23 protein-coding genes and 2 pseudogenes are annotated in these 26,727 nt (G+C 61.5%); 22 read left to right on the forward strand and 3 right to left on the reverse strand.

All coding sequences use genetic code 11. The annotated features are described in order from the left end of the window. The 8 genes and pseudogenes from glyA to GVN17_RS08365 form a co-directional block, all read left to right on the forward strand. Positions 1-492 (forward strand): annotated as a pseudogene (glyA, locus tag GVN17_RS08330) (serine hydroxymethyltransferase); the annotation flags it as partial. Between the two features lie 89 nt (positions 493-581). Then, positions 582-1,529 carry a lipoyl synthase gene (gene lipA, locus GVN17_RS08335; protein WP_166594779.1) on the forward strand — a complete coding sequence of 316 codons (948 nt, stop codon included), beginning with the start codon at positions 582-584 and terminating at the stop codon, positions 1,527-1,529. A 100-nt stretch (positions 1,530-1,629) separates the two neighbouring features. Further along, positions 1,630-2,061 (forward strand): hypothetical protein, encoded by a 432-nt coding sequence (locus GVN17_RS08340; RefSeq protein WP_166594780.1) that lies wholly within the window; start codon positions 1,630-1,632, stop codon positions 2,059-2,061. 216 nt (positions 2,062-2,277) lie between these two features. Further along, positions 2,278-4,317, forward strand: coding sequence for an NADPH-dependent 2,4-dienoyl-CoA reductase (locus GVN17_RS08345; RefSeq protein WP_166594781.1), 2,040 nt, complete (start codon positions 2,278-2,280; stop codon positions 4,315-4,317). Between the two features lie 181 nt (positions 4,318-4,498). Next, a complete protein-coding gene (locus GVN17_RS08350; RefSeq protein ID WP_166594782.1) occupies positions 4,499-5,407 on the forward strand; it encodes a 1-aminocyclopropane-1-carboxylate deaminase/D-cysteine desulfhydrase in 909 nt (302 codons plus the stop codon). Positions 5,408-5,716: 309 nt separating this feature from the next. Next, positions 5,717-7,057 (forward strand): MFS transporter, encoded by a 1,341-nt coding sequence (locus tag GVN17_RS08355; protein ID WP_166594783.1) that lies wholly within the window; start codon positions 5,717-5,719, stop codon positions 7,055-7,057. A gap of 249 nt (positions 7,058-7,306) precedes the next feature. Further along, positions 7,307-8,512 (forward strand): MFS transporter, encoded by a 1,206-nt coding sequence (locus GVN17_RS08360; RefSeq protein WP_166594784.1) that lies wholly within the window; start codon positions 7,307-7,309, stop codon positions 8,510-8,512. Continuing rightward, positions 8,512-9,795, forward strand: a complete 1,284-nt coding sequence (locus GVN17_RS08365; protein ID WP_166594785.1) for an arsenic transporter — start codon at positions 8,512-8,514, stop codon at positions 9,793-9,795. Before GVN17_RS08360 ends, GVN17_RS08365 begins: the two co-directional genes overlap by 1 nt. On the opposite strand, the gene GVN17_RS08370 is transcribed toward GVN17_RS08365, so the two are convergent. Next, positions 9,758-10,741 carry a DUF1853 family protein gene (locus GVN17_RS08370; protein ID WP_166594786.1) on the reverse strand — a complete coding sequence of 328 codons (984 nt, stop codon included), beginning with the start codon at positions 10,739-10,741 and terminating at the stop codon, positions 9,758-9,760. The two genes, GVN17_RS08365 and GVN17_RS08370, sit on opposite strands and share 38 nt — an antisense overlap. 465 nt (positions 10,742-11,206) lie before the next feature. Here GVN17_RS08370 and GVN17_RS08375 point away from each other — a divergent pair, with 465 nt between their 5' ends. The 7 genes from GVN17_RS08375 to GVN17_RS08405 all read left to right on the forward strand — a co-directional run bounded on the left by GVN17_RS08375 (position 11,207) and on the right by GVN17_RS08405 (position 18,978). After that, a complete protein-coding gene (locus GVN17_RS08375) occupies positions 11,207-12,097 on the forward strand; it encodes an NAD(+) kinase (RefSeq protein ID WP_120127105.1) in 891 nt (296 codons plus the stop codon). Next, entirely contained in the window at positions 12,097-13,068 is a 972-nt protein-coding gene (locus GVN17_RS08380) for a metallophosphoesterase (protein ID WP_166594787.1), read from the forward strand. The genes GVN17_RS08375 and GVN17_RS08380 overlap by 1 nt, the downstream gene beginning before the upstream one ends. Positions 13,069-13,092: 24 nt before the next feature. Continuing rightward, positions 13,093-13,965 (forward strand): rhomboid family intramembrane serine protease, encoded by an 873-nt coding sequence (locus tag GVN17_RS08385; protein WP_166594788.1) that lies wholly within the window; start codon positions 13,093-13,095, stop codon positions 13,963-13,965. A gap of 29 nt (positions 13,966-13,994) precedes the next feature. Continuing rightward, positions 13,995-14,255 (forward strand): YeaC family protein, encoded by a 261-nt coding sequence (locus tag GVN17_RS08390; RefSeq protein WP_062380693.1) that lies wholly within the window; start codon positions 13,995-13,997, stop codon positions 14,253-14,255. Beyond that, positions 14,252-15,082, forward strand: coding sequence for a DUF2797 domain-containing protein (locus GVN17_RS08395; RefSeq protein ID WP_178115711.1), 831 nt, complete (start codon positions 14,252-14,254; stop codon positions 15,080-15,082). Before GVN17_RS08390 ends, GVN17_RS08395 begins: the two co-directional genes overlap by 4 nt. Before the next feature lie 36 nt (positions 15,083-15,118). Then, positions 15,119-17,782, forward strand: coding sequence for an aminopeptidase N (gene pepN / locus GVN17_RS08400; RefSeq protein WP_166594790.1), 2,664 nt, complete (start codon positions 15,119-15,121; stop codon positions 17,780-17,782). A 242-nt stretch (positions 17,783-18,024) separates the two neighbouring features. Then, positions 18,025-18,978 carry an omptin family outer membrane protease gene (locus GVN17_RS08405; RefSeq protein WP_166594791.1) on the forward strand — a complete coding sequence of 318 codons (954 nt, stop codon included), beginning with the start codon at positions 18,025-18,027 and terminating at the stop codon, positions 18,976-18,978. Between the two features lie 137 nt (positions 18,979-19,115). On the opposite strand, the gene queD is transcribed toward GVN17_RS08405, so the two are convergent. Together queD and GVN17_RS08415 are read right to left on the reverse strand one after the other, a co-directional pair. Further along, entirely contained in the window at positions 19,116-19,472 is a 357-nt protein-coding gene (queD, locus tag GVN17_RS08410; protein ID WP_074755358.1) for a 6-carboxytetrahydropterin synthase QueD, read from the reverse strand. Between the two features lie 120 nt (positions 19,473-19,592). Further along, positions 19,593-20,675 (reverse strand): patatin-like phospholipase family protein, encoded by a 1,083-nt coding sequence (locus GVN17_RS08415; protein ID WP_166594792.1) that lies wholly within the window; start codon positions 20,673-20,675, stop codon positions 19,593-19,595. 165 nt (positions 20,676-20,840) lie between these two features. Here GVN17_RS08415 and GVN17_RS08420 point away from each other — a divergent pair, with 165 nt between their 5' ends. From GVN17_RS08420 to GVN17_RS08445, 7 genes and pseudogenes are all read left to right on the forward strand, one after another. Further along, complete coding sequence (locus GVN17_RS08420; protein WP_166594793.1) at positions 20,841-21,149, forward strand: PepSY domain-containing protein; 309 nt, start codon at positions 20,841-20,843, stop codon at positions 21,147-21,149. Further along, positions 21,149-21,478, forward strand: coding sequence for a PepSY domain-containing protein (locus tag GVN17_RS08425; RefSeq protein WP_166594794.1), 330 nt, complete (start codon positions 21,149-21,151; stop codon positions 21,476-21,478). Before GVN17_RS08420 ends, GVN17_RS08425 begins: the two co-directional genes overlap by 1 nt. Next, positions 21,478-22,146 carry a response regulator transcription factor gene (locus tag GVN17_RS08430; protein ID WP_166594795.1) on the forward strand — a complete coding sequence of 223 codons (669 nt, stop codon included), beginning with the start codon at positions 21,478-21,480 and terminating at the stop codon, positions 22,144-22,146. The genes GVN17_RS08425 and GVN17_RS08430 overlap by 1 nt, the downstream gene beginning before the upstream one ends. Next, positions 22,143-23,480, forward strand: coding sequence for a sensor histidine kinase (locus tag GVN17_RS08435; protein WP_166594796.1), 1,338 nt, complete (start codon positions 22,143-22,145; stop codon positions 23,478-23,480). Before GVN17_RS08430 ends, GVN17_RS08435 begins: the two co-directional genes overlap by 4 nt. 194 nt (positions 23,481-23,674) lie before the next feature. Beyond that, positions 23,675-24,406: pseudogene (locus tag GVN17_RS29885) on the forward strand (cache domain-containing protein); the annotation flags it as partial. A 102-nt stretch (positions 24,407-24,508) separates the two neighbouring features. After that, positions 24,509-25,264, forward strand: coding sequence for a methyl-accepting chemotaxis protein (locus tag GVN17_RS29890; protein ID WP_371928521.1), 756 nt, complete (start codon positions 24,509-24,511; stop codon positions 25,262-25,264). Positions 25,265-25,395: 131 nt separating this feature from the next. After that, entirely contained in the window at positions 25,396-26,460 is a 1,065-nt protein-coding gene (locus GVN17_RS08445) for an AI-2E family transporter (protein WP_166594798.1), read from the forward strand. Positions 26,461-26,727 lie beyond the last annotated feature (267 nt).

Consider the following 26,727-nt stretch of genomic DNA (forward strand, 5'->3'; position numbering starts at 1 on the left):
GTGTTTCCGGGCGGGCAGGGCGGGCCGTTGATGCACGTGATCGCGGCCAAGGCCGTGTGCTTCAAGGAAGCGCTGGAGCCCGCCTTCCGTGACTATCAGGTGCAAGTCATCAAAAACGCCCAGGCCATGGCTGAGGTGTTCAAACAGCGGGGCTACGACGTGGTCTCGGACGGCACCGACAACCACCTGTTCCTCGTCAGCCTCATTCGTCAGGGCATCACCGGCAAAGACGCCGATGCTGCACTGGGCCGCGCTCACATCACGGTCAACAAAAACGCCGTGCCTAACGATCCTCAGTCGCCGTTCGTGACCTCCGGTTTGCGCATCGGCACGCCAGCGGTCACCACGCGAGGTTTTGAGGTCGCGCAGTGCACGGCATTGGCCAACTGGATCTGCGACATCCTCAACAACCTGGGCGATGCCGAGATGGAGGCCCACGTCGCCCGTCAGGTCAAAGGCCTGTGCGCGTTGTTTCCGGTGTATTCGGCCTGACTCAGCGCCCGGTCAACGGCTGGCCATTGCGGCCGGCCGTTGCGCGCGTCGAATCCCGACAGCCGCCTCATTCATTCAAGGAGTCATTCATGCTGCCGGAGCCGTTGAAAGCCGGAGTCAAATTACGGGGCGCGGAGAAGGTGGCGCGCATCCCGGTGAAAATTCTTCCCACCGAAGACATTCCGCGCAAGCCGGACTGGATTCGCGTGCCCATTTCGACCTCGCCGGAAGTCGGCCGAATCAAGGCCCTGCTGCGCAAACACAAACTGCACAGCGTCTGCGAAGAAGCCTCGTGCCCGAACCTGGGCGAATGCTTCAGCGGCGGCACGGCGACGTTCATGATCATGGGCGACATCTGCACCCGGCGTTGCCCGTTCTGCGACGTCGGGCATGGGCGGCCGAAACCGCTGGATGCCGACGAACCCCTCAACCTGGCGACGGCCATCGCCGACTTGCGCCTCAAGTACGTGGTGATCACGTCGGTGGACCGCGACGATCTGAGGGACGGTGGGGCGGGGCATTTCGTCGACTGCCTGCGCGCGATTCGAAAGCTGTCGCCCGGTGTTCAGCTCGAAACCCTGGTCCCGGATTACCGTGGACGCATGGACGTCGCACTGGCCATCACCGAGCAGGAGCCGCCCGATGTCTTCAACCACAACATGGAAACCGTGCCGCGCCTCTATCGCGCCGCCCGACCCGGTTCGGATTTCGAGTGGTCGCTGGACCTGCTGGAAAACTTCAAAAAGTGTGTGCCCCACGTGCCCACCAAATCCGGCCTGATGCTCGGGTTGGGGGAAACGGACGACGAAGTCATCGAGGTCATGCAACGCCTGCGTGAGCACGGCACCGACATGCTGACCCTGGGGCAATACCTGCAACCGTCGCGCAGCCACTTGCCGGTTCAACGGTTCGTGCACCCTGACACCTTTGCCTGGTTCGCTGAAGAAGGGCTGCGTTTGGGCTTCAAGAATGTCGCGTCCGGGCCGCTGGTGCGGTCTTCGTATCACGCGGATCAGCAGACGACCTGGATCGGCTAGCCTGTCGTTTGTCTGAATTCATCCCGTCGCCCCTGCGATGGATTGCGCTTTCAGGATGAAGTGTAAAAAATAAGGCCTTTACCGGAAAAGGGACGACAAGATGCCGCGTATCGGGAAGGCAGTAGGGAATTGTGTGGTGTGGGGCGCGGTGCTGATGCTGTCTGGCTGTGAACTCATGGCCAACGGCATTCCTACCGGGCCTGACCTGATCGCCAAGAATCAACTGGTCGGGGCGAACATCAACGAGGCCTACACCAAGCTCGGCAGGCCAACCTCCGTGTCGAAGCTGCCCAGCGGATTGTCGCTGGCCAAATGGGACGATGCCTATTCGAACACCACGACGACCGGCATCAACGAACTCAGCGCCGGGCCGGGCGGCAGCACCATGGTGACGCCGACCACTTCGACCTCGACGTCCAATCACGAATGCATCCTTGAACTGACGTTCAACAATCAGAACATCGTGACCGATTTCAACACCTGGAAAAGCGACCGCCTCGCATGTAATCGGCTGTACAGCGGTCGGCGTTGAACCCTGGCCATCTCGCCTGAAAACCTTTCACGTAAAGCATGGTGGTCGAGGCCCTGCACACTTCGATCAATAAATTGTCACATTCGGTCATTGAGCACGACTGCGATGCTGTTTACTGTCGGCGTCATGAACGGGAACTACGCTGTAGTCCCTGAATACACGACGAGCGCCCGAAGAGCGTTCGCGTCTACGTGATGATGCTTGATGGAGTTTCATATGGCCGCCGCCCACTACCCGCATTTGCTGGCCCCCCTGGACTTGGGATTCACCACGCTGCGCAATCGCACGCTCATGGGCTCGATGCACACGGGGCTCGAAGAAAAGCCCGGTGGCTTCGAGCGCATGGCGGCTTATTTCGCCGAGCGTGCCCGGGGTGGCGTAGGCCTGATGGTGACCGGCGGGGTGGCGCCGAACGTTGAAGGCGGCGTTTATGCCGGGTCGGCGAAGCTGACCACGCCGGAAGAGGCGGAGCACCATCGCATCGTCACCCGCGCCGTGCATGAGGCGGGCGGCAAGATTTGCATGCAGATCCTGCACACCGGCCGTTATGCCTACAGCCCGAAGCAAGTGGCTCCGAGCGCCATTCAGGCGCCGATCAACCCGTTCAAGCCCAAGGAGCTGGACGAGGAAGGCATCGAAAAGCAGATCCAGGATTTCGTGACCTGCGCAACGCTGGCACAGGTCGCCGAATACGACGGCGTGGAAATCATGGGGTCGGAAGGCTACCTGATTAACCAATTCCTCGCGGCGCACACCAACCACCGCACCGACCGTTGGGGCGGCAGCTATGAAAACCGCATGCGTCTGGCGGTGGAAATCGTGCGCCGGGTTCGTGAGGCTGTGGGCCGCAACTTCATCATCATTTATCGCCTGTCGATGCTTGATCTGGTCGAAGGCGGCAGCACGTGGGAAGAAGTGGTGCAGCTGGCCAAGGCCATCGAACAGGCGGGCGCGACGATCATCAACACCGGCATCGGCTGGCACGAAGCGCGGATTCCCACCATCGCCACCAAGGTGCCCCGTGCCGCGTTCGCCAAGGTCACGGCGAAAATGCGCGGCGAGGTGTCGATTCCGCTGATCACCACCAACCGCATCAACACCCCGGAAGTCGCTGAAGCCATTCTGGCCGAAGGTGACGCCGACATGGTCTCCATGGCCCGTCCGTTCCTTGCGGACCCGGAGTTCGTCAACAAGGCGGCCGCCGGTCGTAGCGACGAGATCAACACCTGCATCGGTTGCAACCAGGCCTGTCTCGACCACATCTTCGACGGCAAGCTCACCAGTTGTCTGGTCAACCCTCGGGCCTGTCACGAAACCGAGCTGAATTATTTGCCGGTCAAACAGATCAAGAAAATCGCCGTGATCGGTGCCGGACCTGCCGGGCTGGCGGCTGCGACCGTCGCCGCCGAGCGCGGGCATGCCGTCACGCTGTTCGATTCCGCCAGTGAAATCGGTGGCCAGTTCAACATCGCCAAGCGCGTTCCGGGCAAAGAAGAATTCTTTGAAACGCTGCGCTATTTCGGCCGCAAATTGCAGACCACGGGCGTTGATGTGCGCTTGAACACCCGCGTCGCGGTCGAGGATCTGGTGGGCAAGGGCTATGACGAAGTGATCCTGGCCACCGGCATCGCGCCACGGATTCCGGCGATTCCAGGCGTGGATAACCCCAAGGTGCTGAGCTACCTCGATGTGATTCTGGAACGCAAACCCGTCGGTCAATCGGTGGTGGTGATTGGCGCGGGCGGGATCGGCTTCGACGTGTCGGAGTTTCTGGTGCACCAGGGTGTCGCCACCAGTCTGGACCGCGATGCGTTCTGGGAAGAGTGGGGCATCGATGGCGCGCTGGAAGCACGGGGCGGCATCGCCGGGATCAAGCCACACGCCCACGCCCCGGCGCGTCAGGTGTACCTGTTGCAGCGCAAGACCTCCAAGGTCGGCGACGGCCTCGGCAAAACCACCGGCTGGATTCATCGCGCCGGGTTGAAGAACAAGCACGTGCAGATGCTCAACAGCGTCGAATACCTGAAGATCGACGACGCCGGGCTGCACATCCGCATCGGCGCCGAGGGTGAAGAAAAAGTGCTGCCGGTGGACAACGTGGTGATCTGCGCGGGGCAAGATCCGCTGCGTGAACTCTTCGACGGCTTGCAAGCGGCGGGGCAGAACGTGCATTTGATCGGCGGCGCGGACGTTGCGGCCGAGCTGGACGCCAAGCGCGCGATCAACCAGGGTTCGCGGTTGGCGGCGGAGTTGTAAGCCTACGCACTGGGTGTGCAGTGCACGCTCCTGTGGGAGCGAATTCATTCGCGAAAAGGGTGTGAGCGACACACATGCTTGGTGGGTGCCGCCGCTTCGCGAATAAATTCGCTCCCACAGGGTTCAGCGTCAGACAGGGCTACACGGTAGACTTCGAACCTTTCGTCCCGCGCTGAACGCCATGCTCCCCCAAGCCCCACTCCAACCTCTCAACCTGCCCTGGCTCGCCGCGTCCGGCGTCAGCGTCGCGATCCTGCGTCTGGACCTGATCGACCCACTGATCAGCGGCAACAAATGGTTCAAGCTCTCTCACCACCTCGCCGCTGCAAAAGAGACAGGGGCCGAAGGGGTGATCAGTCTGGGCGGCGCGCATTCCAATCACCTGCACGCACTGGCATCGGCGGGCAAGCGTTTCGGCTTTTCCACGGTCGGGCTGTTGCGGGGGCATGCCGTGGAAACGCCCACCGTGCTGGACCTTCAAGCGTTCGGGATGGAACTCCACTGGCTTGGCTATGCAGGCTATCGTGCCCGACACGAAGCGGATTTCTGGACGCCGTGGCGTGAGCGTTATCCACAGCTGTATCCGATTCCTGAAGGTGGCGGTGGGCGGGAGGGCGCGTTGGGTTGCGCCGAGATCGTGCAACAGGCCCGTGATCAACTCTCCGACATCGGCTGGGACGACTATGACGGCTGGTGGCTGGCGTGTGGAACGGGCACCACGCTGGCCGGCTTGGTGCTGGCCGAAGCAGAAAATCGCAGCGTGTACGGGGCGATGGCGGTTCCGGAAGGGCATGGGGTCGCTGAAAACGTGGCCGCCATCCTCGGCGGTGACCGAGATGTGCGATACGAATTGCTCGACGCCAGTCGCGGAGGTTTTGCCAAGGTTGACGCAATATTGCTGGACTTCATTGCCACCAGCGAATCGCAAAGCGGCGTGCCCCTCGAACCGCTCTACACTGGCAAGGCGGTGTTGGCGTTGCAGCAGGCGGTCGAAGCGGGGCGGTTCGCGCAAGGCACGCGGCTGATCTTTGTGCATACCGGCGGTCTGCAAGGCAAGCGAGCTTCCAACGCACTCTGCGCCGCGTACTGAGCCCGGCAACGACACATCCCTCCACGGTTGGAGCGAATTCATTCGCGAGGCGCGGGTTCAGACGACGTCTCTCCGTTGCCTGGTCCATTTTTCGTCGGATCGCCGCCCAGGATGAATTCGCTCCTACAGAGAGTTAGCGTCGAGCCGTTCAATTTGAGGTGAATGCCCTAAACCAGCGCCTCTGGCACGAATCCTGCGGATCAGACCCCATGACAGGTCGGTCCTGAGTACGTCGACGACACTTCTGGAGTAAGGCGGCTCAGGCGCTGTACCGATAATCGGATCTTTCCTACGCGCGCCGAGGTTTTCATGACCACTCCAGCCATCGAGCAGGTTGACCCTGCCACCCTGAGAAAAGTCATCGTGGCGGCCGGCATCGGCAATTTTGTCGAATGGTTCGACTTTGCGGTCTACGGATTTTTAGCTACGACTATCGCTCAGCAATTTTTCCCCAGCGGCGACGCCAGCGCGGCGCTGCTCAAGACCTTCGCCGTGTTCGCTGTGGCCTTCGCCTTCCGTCCCTTGGGCGGTGTGTTTTTCGGCATGCTCGGCGACAAGATCGGCCGCAAACGCACCCTGGCTTTCACCATTCTGTTGATGGCCGGGGCGACCACGATCATTGGGCTGCTCCCCACCTACGCCGCCATCGGCGTGATCGCGCCAATCCTTCTGACCATCATCCGCTGCGCCCAAGGCTTTTCCGCCGGGGGTGAATACGCGGGGGCCTGCGCCTACCTGATGGAGCACGCGCCTCGGGGCAAACGGGCGTGGTACGGCAGCTTCGTGCCGGTCTCGACCTTCGCGGCGTTCGCATCAGCAGCAATTTTCGCCTACGCACTGGAAGCCTCGCTGTCGGCGGATGCCATGAGCAGCTGGGGTTGGCGCCTGCCGTTCTTGGTCGCCGCGCCCCTCGGGCTGGTCGGCCTGTACCTGCGCTGGAAACTGGACGAAACTCCGGCCTTCCAGGCCGTCACCGAAGAACACGCCGTGGCCCATTCGCCGCTCAAGGAAACCCTGCGCAACCACGGCGCCGCGATTCTCGCTCTGGGCGCATTCATCTCGCTGACGGCGCTGTCCTTCTATATGTTCACCACGTACTTCGCGACCTACCTGCAAGTGGCCGGAGGTCTAACCCGCGCCACCGCATTGCTGGTGTCGTTGATCGCATTGTTGTTTGCGTCGTTGTTGTGCCCGGTGGCCGGGGCGTTTTCTGACAAGGTCGGGCGTCGAGCCACGGTGATTACCGCCTGTGTCCTGCTGGCGGGGGTGGTCTATCCGTCGTTCCTGATGGCCAGTTCCGGTTCGTTCGCAGGCTCCATCATCGGCGTGATGCTGCTGGCGACCGGCGCGGTGCTGTGCAACGTGGTCACGGCGGCGCTGCTGTCCGAGACCTTTCCCACGCGCACGCGTTATACGGCCTCGGCGATCACCTACAACATTGCCTACACCATTTTCGGCGGTACCGCACCGCTGATGGCGACCTGGCTGATTGGCCTGACGGGCAGCAACCTGTCACCGGCGTTTTACCTGATCATGGTCGCGGCACTGGGGCTAGTGGGCGGGTTGGCGTTGCCAGAGACGTCGAAGGTCTCGCTGCATGACGTGGACGGGTCGCTGGAGCGGCGTGCCGCTGCCCAGTCCATCGCCTGACCCCCCTGTAAGAGCGAGCTTGCTCGCGATAGCGATCATTCAGCGATATTTTCATCATGAGTAGACCGCCATCGCGAGCAAACTCACTCCTACAGGTCGCGCGAGTGCGGGCACCCCGCAGCTCACAATTCCCGCAACAAAACATGGCAACACCGCCCCAAAAAATGGCACATTTACGGCCCTCAGTGCCGCTGACATTTCTTGTCATCAATTGCGTGCGGCACATCACCCGTTCGATGGATGAACCCGATGGCCGTCACCAGCCCTTCGACCGCGACTTCCGCGATCCCCCAATCCAGCCCGCTGGTCCTGCGCATCATTGGCGCAGTGGCGCTGGCGCACCTGCTCAACGACCTGATTCAGTCGATCCTGCCGTCGATCTACCCGATGCTCAAAGCCTCGTATGGCCTGAGCTTCACCCAGGTCGGCCTGATCACCCTGACATTCCAGGTCACCGCCTCGCTGCTGCAGCCCTGGGTCGGTTATTTCACGGACCGCCACCCCAATCCGCTGGTCTTGCCGGTAGGGTCGCTGTGCATTCTGGCCGGGGTGCTGATGCTCGCGACGGTGGGCAGCTTTCCGCTGATTCTGCTGGCGGCGGGCCTGATCGGCATCGGTTCCTCGACGTTTCACCCCGAAGCCTCGCGGATCGCCCGACTCGCGTCCGGTGGGCGTTTCGGCCTGGCGCAATCGACGTTTCAGGTGGGCGGCAACAGCGGTTCGGCCATCGGACCCTTGCTGGCGGCGGCGATCATCATCCCGTTTGGCCAAGGCCACATCGCCTACTTCGCGCTGATCGCACTGTTCTCGGTGGGCCTGCTGTACGTCATCAGCCGCTGGTATAAACAGCACCTGGCGCTGTTCAAGCTCAAGGCCGGCCACGCCGCGACCCACGGCCTGTCCAAAGGCCGGGTGACCAGCGCGCTGGTGGTGCTGGCGATGCTGGTGTTCTCCAAGTATTTCTACATGGCCAGCTTCACCAGCTACTTCACCTTCTTCCTGATCGAGAAATTCCAGCTGACGGTCGCCAGCTCGCAGTTGCACCTCTTCATGTTCCTCGCAGCCGTTGCGGCGGGCACCTTCTTCGGTGGGCCGATTGGCGACAAGATCGGCCGCAAGGCGGTGATCTGGTTCTCGATCCTTGGCGTGGCGCCGTTCACCATTGCGCTGCCGTACGCTGACCTGTTCTGGACCAGCGTGCTGAGCGTGATCATCGGCTTCATCCTGGCCTCGGCGTTCTCGGCCATCGTCGTTTACGCACAAGAGCTGGTGCCAGGCAACGTCGGCATGATCGCCGGGATCTTCTTCGGCCTGATGTTCGGCTTCGGCGGCATCGGCGCCGCATTATTAGGCCACCTCGCGGACCTTCACGGCATCGTGTATGTCTACACGCTGTGTTCCTTCCTCCCGCTTCTGGGCATCCTGGCGATCCTGCTTCCGAGAACGAAACGCTGATGCTGATAGCGGTCCTGATCTTTCTGGTCACCATCACCCTGGTGATCTGGCAACCCAAAGGGCTGGGCGTCGGCTGGAGTGCGACGTTCGGCGCCGTGCTGGCGTTGCTCTTCGGCGTCGTGCACCTGTCGGACATTCCGCAGGTCTGGCACATCATCTGGAACGCCACCGGCACCTTCATCGCGCTGATTATCATCAGCCTGTTGCTCGATGAAGCCGGATTCTTCAACTGGGCCGCGTTGCACGTGGCGCGTTGGGGCAAGGGGAGAGGGCGCAGGCTGTTCGCGTTCATCGTGCTGCTCGGCGCGCTGGTGTCGGCGCTGTTCGCCAACGACGGCGCGGCCCTGATTCTCACGCCCATCGTCATGTCGATGCTGCTGGCGCTGCGGTTTTCCCCGGCAACCACGCTGGCGTTCGTCATGGCGGCGGGCTTCATCGCCGACACCGCGAGCCTGCCGCTGGTGGTGTCGAACCTGGTGAACATCGTGTCCGCCGACTATTTCGGCATCGGCTTCAATCGCTACGCCTCGGTGATGGTCCCGGTCAACCTGGTGAGCGTCGCGGCCACGCTGGCGATCCTGATGCTGTTTTTCCGCAAGGACATCCCGCAGACCTTCGACGCCTCGCAGCTTGCCGAGCCTTCGTCGGCCATCCACGACCGACCCACGTTCATCGCCGGTTGGTGGGTATTGGGGATTCTGCTGGTGGGGTGCTTTGCGCTTGAGCCATTGGGTATTCCCATCAGTGCGATTTCGGCGGTGTGCGCCGCGATTTTGTGGGGCATCGCGGCCAAGGGGCATCAGATTTCCACCGGCAAGGTGCTGAAAGAAGCGCCGTGGCAGATCGTGATTTTCTCGCTGGGCATGTACCTCGTGGTGTACGGCCTGCGCAACGAAGGCATGACGACTTACCTTGCGGGCTGGCTCGACCGCTTCGCCGAACACGGCCTGTGGGGCGCGGCAATGGGCACCGGTGTACTGACGGCGCTGCTGTCCTCGGTGATGAACAACCTGCCCACGGTGCTGATCGGCCTGCTGTCCATCGACGCGAGCCACGCCCATGGCCCGTTGCAGGAAGCGATGATCTACGCCAACGTCATCGGCAGCGATCTGGGGCCGAAGATCACGCCCATCGGCAGCCTCGCGACGTTGCTGTGGCTTCATGTGCTGGCGCAGAAAGGCGTCAGCATCGGTTGGGGCTATTACTTCCGCGTCGGCATCGTGCTGACGTTGCCGGTGCTGCTGATCACACTGGCGGCGCTGGTGTTGCGATTGAGTGTCTGACCTCGTCGTCTTCCGGGGCGTGCGGCCACCGGTCTGACACCAGAAATACCCGCTCGGCCTCTTGCCAATGGTAGTCCGGGTGTTCAGTCAGGCGCACCAGCAATTGCGCTTGAGCCGTGGGCGCGAGTTGGTGGCGCCAGGCCTCGAACGCTTCTGCGCTCCACACCTCGTCATACCGGGCAGGCCCCAACCACGCATGGCGTGGCAGCGGTTGCCAGCGACCTTCGGCGTGACGCAGAGCGAAGGCGGCCCAGTCCTTGCGATGCACCCATGTGCCGCGAAGATGCTCGGGGTGCGCGCCTTGCGGGGATGCGCCGCTGTCCGGCCATGGATACAGCAGATACCCCCCCAGCCACAGCGCGGCGCTGAAGGATTCGATCCCGAGTGCCGAGAGTGCGTGGCGGCTTTCCTCACGCCCGGACATCGGCAATTGATGCTGATGCAAGTGCGCCAGTTTCAGCCCCAGTCGGTCATGAGAACCCGGCCCAAGCCAGTTCGCCGGGTCATGGCCGTCGGTGTGCCGTTCGCCCAGATAGAACTTGATCGCCAGTTCGACGTGATGAATGCCGTCCCTGTCCTTCAAGACCATGTCCAGCTCGCCCAAGGTATGCCCCCCGATGCGAATCGGCAGGTTGGCCGCCAGCATCTCCACCCCTGGCGCGTGATGAATCGCGAAATGCCAGAGACGTTCGTAATAAAGACCCAATCGGCGGATCGAACTGCGCGACAGCCATTCCACGAGTTCGCCGCTGTCCTGATCGAGCTGCCGTAAGAAGGCCTCCAGCGCCTGGGGATGTTGCACCCAGTCACTGCCGCTCAAGGGATGACGCTGCGGCCACTCGGTGACCGCCAGCATCGGCGGCGACAGAATCGCCCACGCCAGATCCCGCACCTGAGGCGTGCGCAGTTGACGGGGCAGGGCGGTGAGGGTCGGGAAGGGGGTCATGGGCTCAGGATAGCAGGGCGGACGCCTCTGAATGCGCGGCGTTACCGAACCCCTGTGGGAGCGAATTTATTCGCGATAGGTCGGTACAGCCGACACATCTCCGTTGCCGGACCCATTTTTCGCGAATGAATTCGCTCCCACAGTTGAGACTGCGCCAAGCACGGGCTACGGGGCACCACTGAACCCCTGTGGGAGCGAATTTATTCGCGATAGGTCGGTAGCCGACACATCTCCGTTGCCGGACCCATTTTTCGCGAATGAATTCGCTCCCACAGTTGAGACTGCGCCAAGCCCGGGCTACGGGGCACCACTGAACACCTGTGGGAGCGAATTCATTCGCGATACGCCGGTGCAGGCGACACATGTCCTTCGTCGTCAGGGCATTATGGACGCGCCCCATTTGCCGCCCCCGACCCCTTCGCCCATAATCGCGTTCTTTCTGTGCCTGAACCCTGCGGGAGCCCCATGGAGCAATTTCGTAATATCGGCATCATCGGTCGCCTGGGCAGTTCCCAGGTGCTGGAGACCGTTCGCCGGCTCAAGAAATTCCTGGTGTCGCGGCATCTGCATGTGATTCTCGAAGACGCCATCGCCGAGGTCCTGCCGGGGCACGGGATGCAAACGTCGTCGCGCAAGATGCTGGGCGAGGTCTGCGACATGGTCATCGTCGTCGGTGGCGATGGCAGCCTGTTGGGCGCGGCGCGGGCGCTGGCCAAGCACAACGTCCCGGTGCTAGGGATCAACCGGGGCAGCCTGGGCTTTCTGACCGACATCCGCCCTGACGAGCTGGAAGTGAAGGTCGCCGAGGTGCTCGACGGCCACTATCTGGTAGAAAACCGCTTCCTGCTGCAAGCCGAAGTCCGCCGCCACGGCGAAGCCATCGGCCAAGGCGACGCGCTCAACGACGTGGTGCTGCACCCCGGCAAGTCCACGCGGATGATCGAATTCGAGATCTACATCGACGGTCAATTCGTCTGCAGCCAGAAAGCCGACGGCCTGATTGTCGCCACGCCAACCGGTTCCACAGCCTATGCGCTGTCGGCGGGCGGCCCGATCATGCACCCCAAGCTGGACGCCATCGTCATCGTGCCGATGTACCCGCACACCCTGTCCGGACGGCCAATTGTCGTCGACGGCAACAGTGAGCTGAAAATCGTTGTCTCAAAGGACATGACGATTTATCCACAGGTCTCCTGCGATGGACAAAACCACTTCACCTGCGCGCCGGGTGACACCGTGACCGTGAAAAAGAAACCGCAGAAACTGCGCCTGATTCACCCGCTCGACCACAATTATTACGAAGTCTGCCGGACCAAACTCGGTTGGGGCAGTCGGCTTGGCGGCGGGGGCGACTGATGCTCGATCCCGCGCGTAGCTACGATCTGATCGGTGACGTGCATGGTTGTGCCCAGACCCTTGAGCACTTGCTCGACACCCTCGGTTACCGGTTTCAGGCGGGCGTATGGCGCCACCCTGAACGCATCGCCCTGTTCCTCGGCGACATTATCGACCGCGGCCCGCGCATTCGCGAGGCGCTGCACATCGTTCACGACATGGTCGTGGCCGGCCAGGCGTTCTGCATCATGGGCAACCATGAATTCAACGCTTTGGGCTGGTCCACGCCTGCGCCACCGGACAGTGGCAAGCAGTTCGTGCGCGAACACACGCCACGCCATGCCCGTTTGTTGGGCGAAACCCTGGCGCAATTCGAAGGGCATCCCGCTGACTGGAATGACTTCCTGAAGTGGTTCTACGAACTGCCGTTGTTCATCGACGCCGAACGCTTCCGGCTGGTACACGCCTGTTGGGACGCCAACCTGATCGAGCCCTTGCGCAGCGCCCATGGCGATGGCCGGGTGGATCAGGCGTTCGTTCAGGCGTCCGCCGTGCCCGGCAGCTTCGCCAGCGCGGTGTTCGACCGCCTGCTGCGCGGCACCGACATGCGCTTGCCCCACGGCATGACGCTCACCGGCGGCGACGGCCTGACCCGCGCCTCGTTCCGCACCAAGTTCTGGGAAGACAACCCGCAGACCTACGGCGATGTGGTGTTCCAGCCGGATGCGTTGCCCGAGCCCGTGGCCAAGCGGCCGCTGTCCGACACCGAGAAAAGCGCCTTGCTGCGCTACGGGGTCGATGAGCCGCTGCTGTTCGTCGGTCACTACTGGCGCAGCGGCGTGCCCGCGCCGATCCGCCCGAACCTCGCGTGCCTGGATTACAGCGCGGTGCTGTACGGCAAGCTGGTGGCGTATCGACTGGACCAGGAAACCCGAATCGACCCGAACAAGTTCGTGTGGGTCGATGTGAAGCGACCAGAAACCTCCCAATGAGCCTTTCGCAATGAGCCGTACCCCATGAATCCGGTCGCCGTTTTGCGTCTGCCGTTGAACACTGATCTGAGCGGCTTCGTCGAACTGCTGCGGCGCCTCAACGTGCCGCACCGGGTCAGCGAAGAGGCGGGCCAGCAAGTGCTGTGGGTGCCCGACGCGCCGCAACTGGCCGACGACGTGCGCCAGCTCTATCAGCAATACCCGGAAGGCGACCCCACGGCGCAACTGCCGCCGGGTCGTGAGGTCGTGGCGCAGACTCGCCCAAGCCCTTTGCTGCAAGTGCGCAGCAGCCCGGTGACCAGTGTCTTTCTGCTGCTGTGCCTGATCGTTGCGGGTGTAACGCTGCTGGGCGACAACTATGAAGCGCTGAGCTGGCTGACCTTCAACGATTTCCGCGTCAGCGGCGATTACGTGATGTTCACCCCGGTCAGCGTCACGCTGGCGGCAGGGCAGTGGTGGCGGGTCGTGTCGCCGATGCTGATCCACTTCGGCATCCTGCACCTGGTGATGAACGCCCTCTGGTTCTGGGAGCTGGGGCGACGCATCGAGATGCGTCAGGGCAGCTGGCATTTGCTGGGGTTGACCCTCGCGTTCAGCGCGTTTTCCAATTACGGCCAGTATTTCTGGAGCGGTCCGAGCCTGTTCGGCGGGCTGTCCGGGGTGCTTTACGGGCTGCTCGGTCACTGTTGGATCTTTCAATTGCTCGCACCCAACCCCATTTATCGCCTGCCTCGCGGCGTATTGGTGATGATGCTGGCGTGGCTGGTGCTGTGTATGTCCGGGCTGATCAGCCTCCTGGGGTTTGGCGAAATCGCCAACGGGGCGCACGTCGGCGGACTGATCATCGGTTGTGCAACAGGTCTTGTGGGCGGTGCATTGGCGCGCCGTACCCCTTAAAATTGCTCGCTTAATTCTGGGAGAACCCAATGTCCTCTTTTGTCGAAATGATCGAAAACATCACCCCGGACATCTACGAGAGCCTGAAACTGGCCGTGGAGATCGGCAAGTGGTCCGATGGCCGCAAGCTGACGCAGGAACAACGTGAACTGTCGCTGCAGGCGCTGATCGCCTGGGAAGTGCGCAACGTGCCCGAAGAACAGCGCATCGGCTACATGGGCCCGCAGGAATGCGCGTCAAAATCGGCGCCGGTGCCGAACATTCTCTTCAAATCGGATGCCATCCATTGATCGAAATGGGTCGAGGTTCCGTCAACAAAATGTCTGCGCGGCTTGACGCCACGCAGGTGCAATACGCGTTTCGTCTGGGTGACTCGGAAATCCCGGTCAATCCACTGATCGGCAAGAGCGTGCGCCTGGAATACCTGGGTGCCATCCATTGCAGCCATTGCGGCCGTCGCACCAAAACCAGCTTCAGCCAGGGCTATTGCTACCCCTGCATGCAGAAACTGGCGCAGTGCGATGTGTGCATCATGAGCCCGGAAAAGTGCCACCACGAACACGGCACCTGCCGCGATCCGTCCTGGGGCGAGCAATTCTGCATGACCGATCACGTGGTTTACCTGGCCAATTCGTCGGGCGTGAAAGTCGGCATTACTCGCGCCACGCAGCTGCCGACCCGCTGGCTCGATCAGGGTGCCAGTCAGGCGTTGCCGATCGTGCGCGTGGCGACCCGTCAGCAATCGGGCTTTGTCGAAGACCTGTTCCGCAGTCAGGTGGCCGACCGCACGAACTGGCGCGCATTACTCAAAGGCGATGCGCCATCGGTTGACCTGGCGGCCATCCGTCAGCAATTGTTCGAGTCCTGCACTGAGGGTCTGACAGCGTTGCAAGCGCGTTTCGGCCTGCAAGCCATCCAGCTGCTGAACGATGTCGAGCCGATCGAGATCCGCTACCCGGTCGAGGCCTACCCGACCAAGATCGTCAGCTTCAACCTGGACAAGGACCCCATTGCCGAGGGCACGTTGTTGGGCATCAAGGGTCAATACCTGATCTTCGACACCGGCGTGATCAACATCCGCAAGTACACGGCCTATCAGCTCGCCGTGCACCACTAGCCTCGTATTTTCAGCTCAAAGAACAAGGACAGCATCATGCGCACCGAACAGCCGAAAATGATTTACCTGAAGGATTATCAGGCGCCTGAGTACCTCATTGACGAGACCCACCTGACCTTCGAATTGTTCGACGACCACACGCTGGTGCACGCGCAATTGGTCATGCGCCGCAATCCGGAAAGGGGCGCAGGCTTGCCCCCGTTGGTTCTGGACGGCCAGTTGCTGGAACTGCTGTCGGTCAAGCTGGCCGACGTGGACCTGGCATCGGATGACTACGAACTGACCCCGGACAACCTGACCGTCCACCCCAAATCCGCGACCTTCACCCTCGACACCAGCGTGAAGATCCACCCGGAAACCAACACCGCACTGGAAGGCCTGTACAAGTCCAGCGGCATGTTCTGCACCCAGTGCGAGGCCGAAGGGTTCCGCAAGATCACCTATTACCTCGACCGCCCGGACGTGATGAGCAGCTTCACCACGACGGTGATCGCCGACAAACAGGACTTCCCGATCCTGCTGTCCAACGGCAACCCGATCGAAGCCGGTCCTTCCGAAGATGGCCGTCACTGGATCACTTGGGAAGACCCGTTCAAGAAGCCGGCCTACCTGTTCGCGCTGGTGGCCGGTGACCTGTGGTGCATCGAAGACACCTTCATCACCATGACCGACCGCAAAGTCACGCTGCGCATTTACGTCGAGCAGGAAAACATCGACAAGTGCCAGCACGCCATGGACAGCTTGAAGAAATCCATGCGCTGGGACGAAGAGGTCTACGGCCGCGAATACGATCTGGACATCTTCATGATCGTGGCGGTCAACGACTTCAACATGGGCGCCATGGAAAACAAGGGCCTGAACATCTTCAACTCCAGCGCCGTGCTGGCCCGCGCCGAAACCGCGACCGACGCCGCTCACCAGCGCGTCGAGGCCATCGTCGCCCACGAATACTTCCACAACTGGTCGGGCAACCGCGTGACCTGCCGCGACTGGTTCCAGTTGTCGCTCAAGGAAGGCTTCACCGTGTTCCGCGATTCCGGCTTCTCCGCCGACATGAACTCGGCCACGGTCAAGCGCATCCAGGACGTCGCCTACCTGCGCACCCACCAGTTCGCCGAAGACGCCGGCCCCATGGCCCACGCCGTGCGCCCGGACAGCTTCATCGAGATTTCCAACTTCTACACCCTGACCGTGTACGAAAAGGGCTCGGAAGTGGTCGGCATGATCCACACCCTGCTGGGCGCTGACGGCTTCCGCAAGGGCAGCGACCTGTACTTCGAGCGCCATGACGGCCAGGCCGTGACCTGCGACGACTTCGTCAAGGCCATGGAAGACGCCAACGGCATCGAGCTGACCCAGTTCAAGCGCTGGTACTCGCAAGCGGGCACCCCACGTCTGGCGGTGACCGAGTCCTACGACGCCGCAGCCAAAACCTACAGCTTGACCTTCCGCCAAAGCGCGCCGACCACCCCCGGTCAGCCAGGCGAAGAGAAAAAGCCGTTCGTGATCCCGGTTTCCCTGGGCCTGCTCGACAAGCAAGGTCAGGAAATTCCGCTGCGCTTGCAGGGCGAGTCCTCGGCCACCGGCACGTCCCGCGTGATCGCTGTGACCGAAGCCGAACAGATCTTCACCTTCGTCGACATTAACGAGCAGCCGCTGCCGTCGCTGCTGCGCGGCTTCTCGGCGCCGGTCAAACTCAGCTTCCCGTACAACCGCGACCAGCTGATGTTCCTGATGCAACACGACAGCGACGGCTTCAACCGCTGGGATGCCGGTCAGCAGCTGTCGGTGCAGGTGTTGCAGGAACTGGTCGCTCAGCATCAGAAAGGCGAGGCGCTGGTGCTGGATCAGCGTCTGATCACCGCGCTGGGCACGGTGCTGGCCGACGAATCGCTGGATCAGGCCATGGTCGCGGAAATGCTGTCGTTGCCGGGGGAGGCCTACCTCACCGAAATCAGCGAAGTGGCCGACGTCGATGCTATCCACGCCGCCCGCGAGTTCGCCCGTCAGCAACTGGCGAACAGCCTGAGCGAGGCGCTGTGGAAGCGTTACGAGGCTAACCGCGAGGTGTCCAAGCGGACGGCGTATGTGGCCGAGTCCGAGCACTTCGCCCGCCGCGCCCTGCAAAACATCGCGCTGTCGTACCTGATGCTGACCGGCAAACCAGAGGTATTGACGGCGGCCATCGAACAGTTCGACAGCGCCGACAACATGACCGAGCGTCTGACCGCGCTGGCCGTGCTGGTCAACTCGCCGTTCGAAGCCGAGAAGGCCAAGGCGTTGGCGGTGTTCGCCGAGAACTTCAAGGACAACGCGTTGGTCATGGATCAGTGGTTCAGCGTTCAGGCTGGCAGCACCTTGCCGGGCGGTCTGGAACGTGTGAAAGCCCTGATGCAGCACCCGGCCTTCACGATGAAGAACCCGAACAAGGTGCGGGCGTTGATCGGCGCGTTTGCCGGGCAAAACCTGATCAACTTCCACGCGGCAGACGGTTCGGGCTATCGCTTCCTGGCGGATCTGGTGATCGAGCTGAACGGCTTCAACCCACAGATCGCGTCGCGCCAACTGGCCCCGCTGACCCGCTGGCGCAAGTATAACGACAAGCGTCAGGCGCTGATGAAGGGCGAACTGGAGCGGATTCGCGCTTCCGGTCAGCTGTCGCCGGACGTGTATGAAGTGGTGAGTAAAAGCCTGGCGTAATCGCCGTTAGCTTTACTGACAAGGGCTGCCCGTGAACGCGGGCGGCCCTTTTTTATGCGTATCCGCAACACTGATCGCCCAATCCTGTAGGAAACCTCCCTGTCCTAGCGTCCAGCTTTCACACACCCTGATACGAATCGGCTGGCAGAAACGTCCTGCCGTCACGTTCATCCTTTCGCCGCTTGTTGATGCCTTGCGTGGGCAGCGAGCGTTTCTTCCAATAAAAAGGTATGGGCGAGTTGATGAAGTCACGGAATACGTGGGCGTTGCTGGGGTTGGCCGCATTGGGGCAAGAGGCGTTGGCCCATGCTCATGTCACCGAGGAACAGCGGTTTGGCGCGGGGGATGTTGAACTGAGTGTGGGGCTGGGACTGCTCAATGGTCAGTCCAGGGAAAAAGTCTACGACGAGGGCAAAAAACTCAGCCAGCTCAACTGGGCTATCAAACAGGTGCCAACGTTGCACCTGGGGGTGACGTTTAACCCCGCCGAATGGCTGTCGCTGGATGCCAAGGGCTGGACGCAGATGGGCAAGGGTCGTAGCCACATGAAGGATTACGACTGGATGGACGGCGAGGACGAGCCTTGGACCGACTATTCGGACCACCCGGACACCAAGGTGAAGAAAGCCTGGCAAGCCGAATTCGCAGCCACGGTATGGGCGTTCAAGCGGGAGGATCTGGCGTTAGGCGCGATGCTCGGCTACCAGCACAGCGAGTTCGGCTGGGAAGCCAAGGGCGGACGCTTTACGTATTCATCGGATGACGGTTTCCGAGATATCACTGGCCAGATTCCCGCCAAACTGAAAAGCATCAGCTATGAACAAACATTCGCTACGCCGTTTGTGGGGCTGGTCGGGTTGTACACCCACGACAACTGGACGCTGGAAGGGCGCTTCAAATACAGCCAGTGGGTCAAAGCTCGGGACTACGACCAGCATCATCTTCGCAACGTCACCTTCACCGGCAACAACGGCAATCGTGGAAAAATGCAGAGCTTGGCAGTGGGCGTGTCGTATAAATTGACGCCGCAGCTATCGCTCAAGGGGAACGTCGATTATCAAACGTACGCCGAGGCCAAGGGCAGCATGCTTGAAAAGAATCTGAAGACGGGGGAACGCGAGTATCACGGTGGCAAAGCCGGCTCCCAAGCCAACCGGACTGTGCTGTCCAGCCTGGCGCTGAACTACCGCTTCTGAATGAACCCGCCCCTGTGGGAGTGAGCTTGCTCACGAAAGGCGCCAGTCAGCCAATGCTCAGCTGATTGGCCCGGCCGTATTCGTGAGCACGTTTGAAGCGAAGGGGGGGGCGAAAACGACTGCCCCGCTGGCATCGATCAATCCCCGCGATACACGCAACCGCTGGTGCACGTTTCATGAATACGGATGGCCGACAACTCCGGCAGCAGCGGCTTCAGCTCATTCCAGATCCACTTCACCAACACTTCGCTGGTCGGGTTTTCCAGACCGGGAATGTCGTTCAGGTAGTTGTGATCCAGACGCTCGTACAGCGGTTTGAAGATCGTCTTGATCTCGGAGAAGTCACGGATCCAGCCGGTGTGCGGATCAGGTTCGCCTTGCAGGTAAATCGCGACCCGGAACGAGTGGCCGTGCAGACGGCCGCACTTGTGGCCCTCCGGGACGTGAGGAAGGCGGTGAGCCGATTCGAACGTAAATTCCTTGAAGATTTCCACGGTATTGAGAGCCTTGAAAGGTGGCGATCGCCTGGGCGAAAAAATGCAGGGGGCGAGTTTACCAGCAATGGTTTGCCGAGGCACCGTCAGAACCTGACCGCCCGGTTGAAAATCACCCGGTCAGATCAGCGTCTCCAGCCGACCGGCCAGACGCCCGCTGTCCACCAGGTCGATGAACTCGTCGCCCAGCCTTCGGCTCTGTTCCATGGCCGTTCGCCAATAGCGCTGGCGTTCCGGGTCGTTACCGATGAAACGCTTGAAATCGCTGCGGTCCGGGAGCTTGCCGAACGGCAGCGTCGCCAGATAATCGCGGGACGGCGCCAGCAGCACCACGTCTTGCAACCGCCCCAGGTCACCGCGCCGCCACGGCAGGGCTTTGTCGAACCAGCCGGGGATGATTTTATCGGTGAAATGCGGATACAGCACGATGTCGCTGCCGCTGTAGGGCAGGTCGAGGTGGTAATCCAGCAGGCCGCCGTCGCGGAACGTACCCGGCCCGACACCCGGAATGTCCATCACGCCTTGCATCACCATCGGAATCGAACCCGAGGCCAGCAGCGCCTGGCGCAGATTCGACACGTCGAGGGGCAGGCAGCGGGAGGGAAAATCCGTCAAGGGCGAGAGCGGTGGGGCGAGGCGAGCGTCGTGCAGGATCAGCCGTTCGAAATGCCGCGACAACCGCGCGCGTCCGATGAGGTTGTTGGCGATCACTGAGCCCAGCCCGAGGCCCAGACCGCCGCGATGATCCAGCGCGAGCAGGCCGTGACTTTTCACAATCATCACGTTGAGTCGGTGGTGGGGGGTGCTCAGCACACGGGCATCGCGCCCCTGCAACAGGTCGTCGAGCATCTTCACGCAACTGCGCGTGACCTCGGCCATGGTCACGCCCTTGGCGAAGCTTTGTTCGTTGTAGAGCTGACCGAGCCGGGTCAGGCCTTCCACCGGGTCAGGCAGACAGGCGCTCGCAAAACGCCACGCACCGATGGACGCGCCGATCAGCGAGCGTTCCCGCTTGAAACGTGGCAGCCATTCGCCGAACAGCGCCAGATCCAGCCCTTGAATACCCAGCGCCTTGGGCCCGCCCGCCGCACCCGGAATGATGCCGACATCGGCGGGGGCCAATCCGTGGTCATGAATCCGGGCCATCGCCCGTTTCCCGGCCTTGAGGGTCAACGCGGGCGTCTTGATCTGAATGGCGCTCATGGGCACTCCGGAGATAAGCAGAGGCGAAGTATATCGGCTGGCTCGCCTGCGAAAAGCGGGGTCTGTGCCAAAGGTGATGGCAGGTGGCCGTACCTTTCAGCTTCAATTAAGTTCGGTTGGTTATCGTTGTTTCCGTCAACAAGACGACCACAACGGAGATTCACCATGAAACTGTTCACTGCCTTTTTCGCCGCTTCTGCTCTCGCACTCACTGCTGGCTACGTACAGGCCAAAGATCTGGGCCCGGACGAAGCGCTGCGCCTGCGAGATGCAGGTACTATTCAATCTTTCGAAAAACTTAACGCGGCCGCGCTGGCCAAACACCCTGGCGCAACCGTTACCGAGACCGAGCTGGAACAGGAATATGGCAAGTACGTTTATCAGGTCGAGCTGCGCGACGGTAAGGGTGTCGAGTGGGATGTCGAACTCGACGCCACCAACGGCCAAATCCTCAAAGACCATCAGGACACCTGATGATCGCCGGTAAGCGTCCTTCCGTCCTGTTCGCCCACGGCCTGATCGCCGCCTGTGCAGTCACGGCCTGCACGGTCTGCGCTGCACGGGATCTGGATCAGGATGAGGCCCTCGCCCTTCGGCAAAAGGGCGTCATTCTGCCGCTTGAGCAGTTCATCGAACAGGCACTGGGACGCTATCCCGGTTCTAAACTCCTGGAAGCGGAGCTGGAAGAGAAACACGACGTTCTGGTCTACGAGATCGAGTTGCTGACGTCCGATCACGTGGTTCGTGAACTCAAATTCGATGCCCGCGACAGCCGTTTGCTGGAAGACAAGGAAGACGATTGATGCGCCTGTTACTGGTTGAAGACAACGTGCCCCTGGCGGACGAGCTGGTCAGCGGTTTGACTCGGCAGGGGTACGCGGTGGACTGGCTGGCCGATGGCCGCGACGCCGTTCACCAAGGGATGAGTGAGCCCTACGACCTGATCGTATTGGACCTCGGGCTGCCGGGGCTTTCGGGGCTGGACGTCTTGCAGAAATGGCGCGCGGACGGCCTGGCGACACCCGTGCTGATTCTCACCGCTCGGGGCTCCTGGGCCGAGCGGATCGAAGGGTTGAAAGCCGGTGCCGATGATTACCTCACCAAACCCTTTCATCCCGAAGAATTACAGCTACGCATCCAGGCGCTGCTGCGCCGTGCCCGAGGCCTGGCGAACCAGCCGAAACTCGAAGCGGCGGGCCTGCATCTGGATGAGGGCCGTCAATGCGTGAGCCGCGACGGCGAAGACATCCAGCTCACCGCCGCCGAGTTCCGGCTGTTGCGCTATTTCATGCTGCACCCCGAACAGATCCTGTCCAAGAGCCACCTGGCCGAGCACCTGTACGATGGGGAAAACGAGCGTGATTCCAACGTCATCGAAGTGCACGTCAACCACCTGCGCCGCAAGCTGGGCCGAGCGGTGGTCGAAACCCGGCGCGGCCAAGGCTATCGATTTGGCGGAACGGGCGGGTGAGGTCGATACAACGCACCCTCAGCCTTGGCCTGATCAGCGTGCTGCTGATCATTGGTCTGGTGCTGGCGCAGGTCAGCCTGTGGCTGTTCGAAGTCGGTATGCAACGCTATCTGGAATCGGGGCTGCGCAACGACGCCGAATTGCTGCTGGTGGCTATCGTGCGTGGCCCCAATGGCCTGCAGTTAGATGAACAGCGGCTGTCGCCGGGGTATCAGCGGCCGTACTCCGGCCATTATTTCCGCATTGACTTCGACGGTGGGCACTGGCGCTCGCGATCGTTGTGGGACCTGGAGTTGCCACAACCTGACCAAGCCGGGTTGCACGCCGACTTCGAGCTGGAAAAAAGCAGGCAATCCCTGTTGTTGCTTCAATCGGATTACCGGAAGTTTGGCCAGAAGATTTCCATCACGGTCGCCCAGGACTACACCCCGGTGCAGGCCAGCTTCGCGCAAGTGCAGCGCATTGGCCTGGGGTTGGGGCTGGCCGCGCTGATGCTGATCCTGATTCTGCAACGGGTGACCGTACGCCGTGCCTTACGTCCGCTGGACAAGGCCAGGGCGCAGATACTCCAACTGCAACAGGGCCAGCGCTCGCAGCTCGATCAGGAGGTGCCGCTGGAGCTTGAGCCGCTGGTCGCCCAGGTCAACCATTTGCTGACGCACACTGAGGACAGCCTCAAGCGATCTCGCAACGCTTTGGGCAATCTCGGTCATGCCTTGAAAACACCGTTGGCGGTGCTGATGAGCCTGACGGAAGGGCAAAAGCTGGAACAATTGCCCCACGTGCGCGCCACCTTGCGCGATCAGCTGCAACAGATTCAGCAACGACTGGAGCGTGAGCTGAATCGTGCACGTCTGTCAGGCGATGCGCTGCCAAGTGTGCGATTCGACTGTTCTGCCGAGCTGCCGGGGCTGTTTTCCACCCTGCGAATGATCCATGGCGAGCACTTGGAGCTGAACAACCACGTGGCCGCCGATCTGGTCCTGCCGTGGGACCGTGAAGACATCCTGGAACTGCTTGGAAATCTCCTGGACAACGCCTGCAAGTGGGCCGACAGCGCCGTCTGCCTCACCATCACACACGAACAGGGCCAATACCGCCTGCTGATCGACGACGACGGGCCGGGGATTCCGCCAGAGCAGCGGGTCGAGATGCTGGGCCGTGGCAACCGGCTGGATGAACAGGTGACCGGGCACGGATTGGGGCTGGGGATCGTCAAAGACATCGTTGAGGCGTGGGGTGGGCACGTTCAGTTGCTCGACAGTCCGCTGGGCGGGTTGCAGGTGCGCATCGACCTGCCGGAGCGACACATCGCTCAACCGGGCGTCCATTAAGCGATTGCTTGCCGTCGCGGCCTCAACTTCTGCGCCGCGGCGCCGTTAACCCTTAAGGAGCCTGGATGGCCCGATGCCCACAATAATAAAAGGTCATGACACCTATGCGGCTAAATCTGAAAGCCAAAGTTCTCTCCCTTTCCGTGCTTCCGGTGTTGCTGTTTGCGCTGATCATCAGCGTCAGTACGGTTTTCATGCTCCGTGAACAAGCGAACCGCGAAGTCGAAGAGACCCGTCAGCGTTTGCTCGCTGAAGCCAAAGCCACCTTGCAAAGCTATGTGGCGGTGGCCATGGGAACCATCAAGCCGCTCTACGACGCCTCGGCTCCAGGTGATATGGAGGCCCGCGCCCAAGTCATCAAAATGCTCTCCCAAGTCAAATACGCCAAAGACGGTTACTTCTTTGGCTACGACTCTCAAATCGTTCGCCTCTTCAAAGGCGACAGTCCTGACGGCATCGGCAAAAGCTTCAAAGACACCCGCGACACTAATGGCATTCCTTATGTTGTCGGTTTGGTGGAAGCCGGTAAATCGGGGACGCATTACCTGGAGTACGCCTCGCCATTGCCGGGCTCCAACGAGTCCTTGCCCAAAGTTGGCTACACCGAGTTCCTGCCCAAATGGGATATGGCCATCGGCTCCTCGGTGAACCTGGATAATATCGACGCCAAGGTCGCTGAAGTCCGCAAGGCCATCGCCCAGCGAACCGAGCAGATGCTGATCACCATCCTCGGCATCGCATTGGTGGTGCTGGTGATCATTGCCGTCATCGGCGTCTGGACGTCCGGCACCATCCTGCGGCCATTGCAGTTGATGAAAGCCAACCTGGACGACATCGCGGCCGGGGAGGGCGACTTGACCCGCCGCCTGGCCGTGACCTCGCAGGACGAACTGGGTGATCTGGCGGGCTCGTTCAATCGCTTCGTCGACAAGATTCACGGGCTGGTGCGGCAGATCGCGGAAATGACCTCGCAACTGACCGGCCTCGTGGGTGAAGTGACCCGTCAGGCGCAGCGTTCCGAACAGGCCATGGAGCGCCAACGTCACGAAACCGATCAAGTGGCGACGGCGATCAACCAGATGTCAGCCGCCGCGCAGGAAGTCGCCAAGAGCGCGCAAGGCGCGTCGGTGGCGGCGCAGCAGACCGATCAGGAAGGCCAGACCGCCAAGCGCGTCGTCGACGGCAGCATTCAGCAGATCCATGCGCTGGTGAGTGACATTCGTCATAGCGGCGCGTCGCTCGACAGCCTGCAGAACGACGTGACGTCCATCGTCGGCGTGCTGGGGGTGATCCGTTCCATCGCCGAACAGACCAACTTACTGGCGCTGAACGCGGCCATCGAAGCGGCACGGGCGGGCGAAGCGGGTCGCGGGTTTGCGGTGGTGGCCGATGAAGTCCGCGCCCTGGCCAGCCGCACGCAACAAAGCACGCAAGAAATTCAGGGCATGATCGACCGCCTGCAACAGGGCACCCAAGGCGCCGTGGCCGCCATGCGCCGCTCCAGCGAGGCCGGCGATGGCACCTCCGCCCGGGCCAACGAAGCGGGTGCGTCGCTGGACACCATCGGCCAACTGATCGGCACGATCAATTCGATGAACGCGCAGATCGCCAGCGCCGCCGAAGAACAGACGGCCGTGGCCGAAGAAATCAACCGCAGCGTGCATCAGATCGCCGTGGCGGTCGAAAGCGTTGCCGACGAGACCCGCCACAGTGCCACCACGTCGCGCAGCCTGACCGACCTCAATCATCGTCTTGGCCAACTGGTGGGCCAGTTCCGCATCTGATGCGCCACACGGTGGGCCGCAATGGCCCATCGTTTCCTTCCTGCAGCCTCTCTCCGGCGGCACTCCTGTTGCGATTGACGGACTAATCATCAGGCCCTGCGTTTAGCGGGGCTTAATGACATGGAAGGAACATGAACGAGACCTCGCTGCAAAACAAAACCCTGATGCTGCTGGTGGTCCTGGTGACGCTGGCCTTCATCTGGATACTGCTGCCGTTTTACGGTGCGGTGTTCTGGGCGGTGGTGCTGGGCATCATCTTCGCACCCCTGCAACGGCGACTGGTGGCGCGCTTCGGCTGGCAACGCAACCTCACCTCGCTGTGCACATTGATGATCTGCCTGGTAATCGCAATCTTGCCGGTGATCATCATCAGCATGCTGATGGTCCAGGAAGGTGCTGCGTTGTACAAAAGCGTCGAAAGCGGCCAGCTTGACATCCCTAAATACCTCGCCGAATTCAAGGCGTTGCTGCCGACCTCGATGCAACATTGGCTCAACCGTCTGGGTATCGGAGACTTCAACGGGCTGCAGGACAAGATTTCAAAGACGGCGATGCAGGGCAGTCAATACTTGGCGACCCAGGCGTTCAGCTTCGGACAGGGCACGTTCGATTTCGTGGTGAGTTTTTTCATCATGCTGTACCTGCTGTTTTTCTTCCTGCGCGACGGCCAGGACCTGACCCGTCGTATTCGCATCGCCGTTCCCTTGGCGGAGGCGCAGAAGCGTCGACTGCAACTGAAGTTCACCCGTGTCGTGCGCGCGACGGTGAAGGGCAATGTGGTGGTGGCGATCACCCAAGGTGCGCTGGGCGGTCTGATTTTCTGGATTCTGGACATTCCCAGCGCGTTGTTGTGGGCGGTGGCGATGGCTTTTCTGTCGCTGTTGCCGGCGGTAGGGGCGGGGATCGTCTGGGCGCCAGTGGCAGCGTATTTCCTGCTGAGCGGGATGATTTGGCAGGGCGTGGTGCTGGGGTTGTTCGGGGTGTTCGTGATCGGATTGGTGGATAACGTGCTGCGACCGATTCTGGTGGGCAAGGACACGCGGATGCCGGATTACCTGATTTTGATTTCGACGCTGGGGGGGATGGCAGTGTTCGGGCTGAACGGGTTTGTGATCGGGCCGATGATTGCGGCGTTGTTCATGTCGACGTGGGGGTTGTTTACCGGGGCGAAGACGACGGTGAGGTTGCCGGGGTAGTTTTTTGTTTTGTGTGTATATCCGTTGTCTCGGGTGATGCTGATATAGGTTCTGCCTGGGGGCAGAAGATTTCGCCTCCGGCGAGTTACTTGGAAAAGTCGGATTGCCGCACCACCCCCAAGTAACTAAGGGTGCCTGCTCCTGGTTTGGCCCTGATTGCGTCAGGGTTCCCTCGCTCCGGCGACGCTCCGTGGGCCCGCGCCGACTGCGTTCGGCCTGCACCCAAGTCGCGTTCTGCGGTGTTTGGACTGGCGTGGGAAAAGATCA

Source organism: Pseudomonas sp. SLFW (assembly GCF_009905615.1).
Classification (GTDB): Bacteria; Pseudomonadota; Gammaproteobacteria; order Pseudomonadales; family Pseudomonadaceae; genus Aquipseudomonas; species Aquipseudomonas bambusae.

Bases quoted from the DNA above. Each gene is read 5' to 3' on its own strand.
- GVN17_RS08385 (WP_166594788.1), top strand. From the start codon at position 13,093: ATGAATCCGGTCGCCGTTTTGCGTCTGCCGTTGAACACTGATCTGAGC.
- GVN17_RS08365 (WP_166594785.1), top strand. From the start codon at position 8,512: ATGCTGATAGCGGTCCTGATCTTTCTGGTCACCATCACCCTGGTGATC.
- GVN17_RS08340 (WP_166594780.1), top strand. From the start codon at position 1,630: ATGCCGCGTATCGGGAAGGCAGTAGGGAATTGTGTGGTGTGGGGCGCG.
- GVN17_RS08445 (WP_166594798.1), top strand. From the start codon at position 25,396: ATGAACGAGACCTCGCTGCAAAACAAAACCCTGATGCTGCTGGTGGTC.
- GVN17_RS08370 (WP_166594786.1), bottom strand. From the start codon at position 10,741: ATGACCCCCTTCCCGACCCTCACCGCCCTGCCCCGTCAACTGCGCACG.
- GVN17_RS08405 (WP_166594791.1), top strand. From the start codon at position 18,025: ATGAAGTCACGGAATACGTGGGCGTTGCTGGGGTTGGCCGCATTGGGG.
- GVN17_RS08420 (WP_166594793.1), top strand. From the start codon at position 20,841: ATGAAACTGTTCACTGCCTTTTTCGCCGCTTCTGCTCTCGCACTCACT.
- GVN17_RS29890 (WP_371928521.1), top strand. From the start codon at position 24,509: ATGGAGCGCCAACGTCACGAAACCGATCAAGTGGCGACGGCGATCAAC.
- GVN17_RS08415 (WP_166594792.1), bottom strand. From the start codon at position 20,675: ATGAGCGCCATTCAGATCAAGACGCCCGCGTTGACCCTCAAGGCCGGG.
- GVN17_RS08375 (WP_120127105.1), top strand. From the start codon at position 11,207: ATGGAGCAATTTCGTAATATCGGCATCATCGGTCGCCTGGGCAGTTCC.
- GVN17_RS08355 (WP_166594783.1), top strand. From the start codon at position 5,717: ATGACCACTCCAGCCATCGAGCAGGTTGACCCTGCCACCCTGAGAAAA.
- lipA (WP_166594779.1), top strand. From the start codon at position 582: ATGCTGCCGGAGCCGTTGAAAGCCGGAGTCAAATTACGGGGCGCGGAG.
- GVN17_RS08360 (WP_166594784.1), top strand. From the start codon at position 7,307: ATGGCCGTCACCAGCCCTTCGACCGCGACTTCCGCGATCCCCCAATCC.
- GVN17_RS08380 (WP_166594787.1), top strand. From the start codon at position 12,097: ATGCTCGATCCCGCGCGTAGCTACGATCTGATCGGTGACGTGCATGGT.
- pepN (WP_166594790.1), top strand. From the start codon at position 15,119: ATGCGCACCGAACAGCCGAAAATGATTTACCTGAAGGATTATCAGGCG.
- GVN17_RS08430 (WP_166594795.1), top strand. From the start codon at position 21,478: ATGCGCCTGTTACTGGTTGAAGACAACGTGCCCCTGGCGGACGAGCTG.
- GVN17_RS08390 (WP_062380693.1), top strand. From the start codon at position 13,995: ATGTCCTCTTTTGTCGAAATGATCGAAAACATCACCCCGGACATCTAC.
- GVN17_RS08425 (WP_166594794.1), top strand. From the start codon at position 21,149: ATGATCGCCGGTAAGCGTCCTTCCGTCCTGTTCGCCCACGGCCTGATC.
- GVN17_RS08350 (WP_166594782.1), top strand. From the start codon at position 4,499: ATGCTCCCCCAAGCCCCACTCCAACCTCTCAACCTGCCCTGGCTCGCC.
- GVN17_RS08345 (WP_166594781.1), top strand. From the start codon at position 2,278: ATGGCCGCCGCCCACTACCCGCATTTGCTGGCCCCCCTGGACTTGGGA.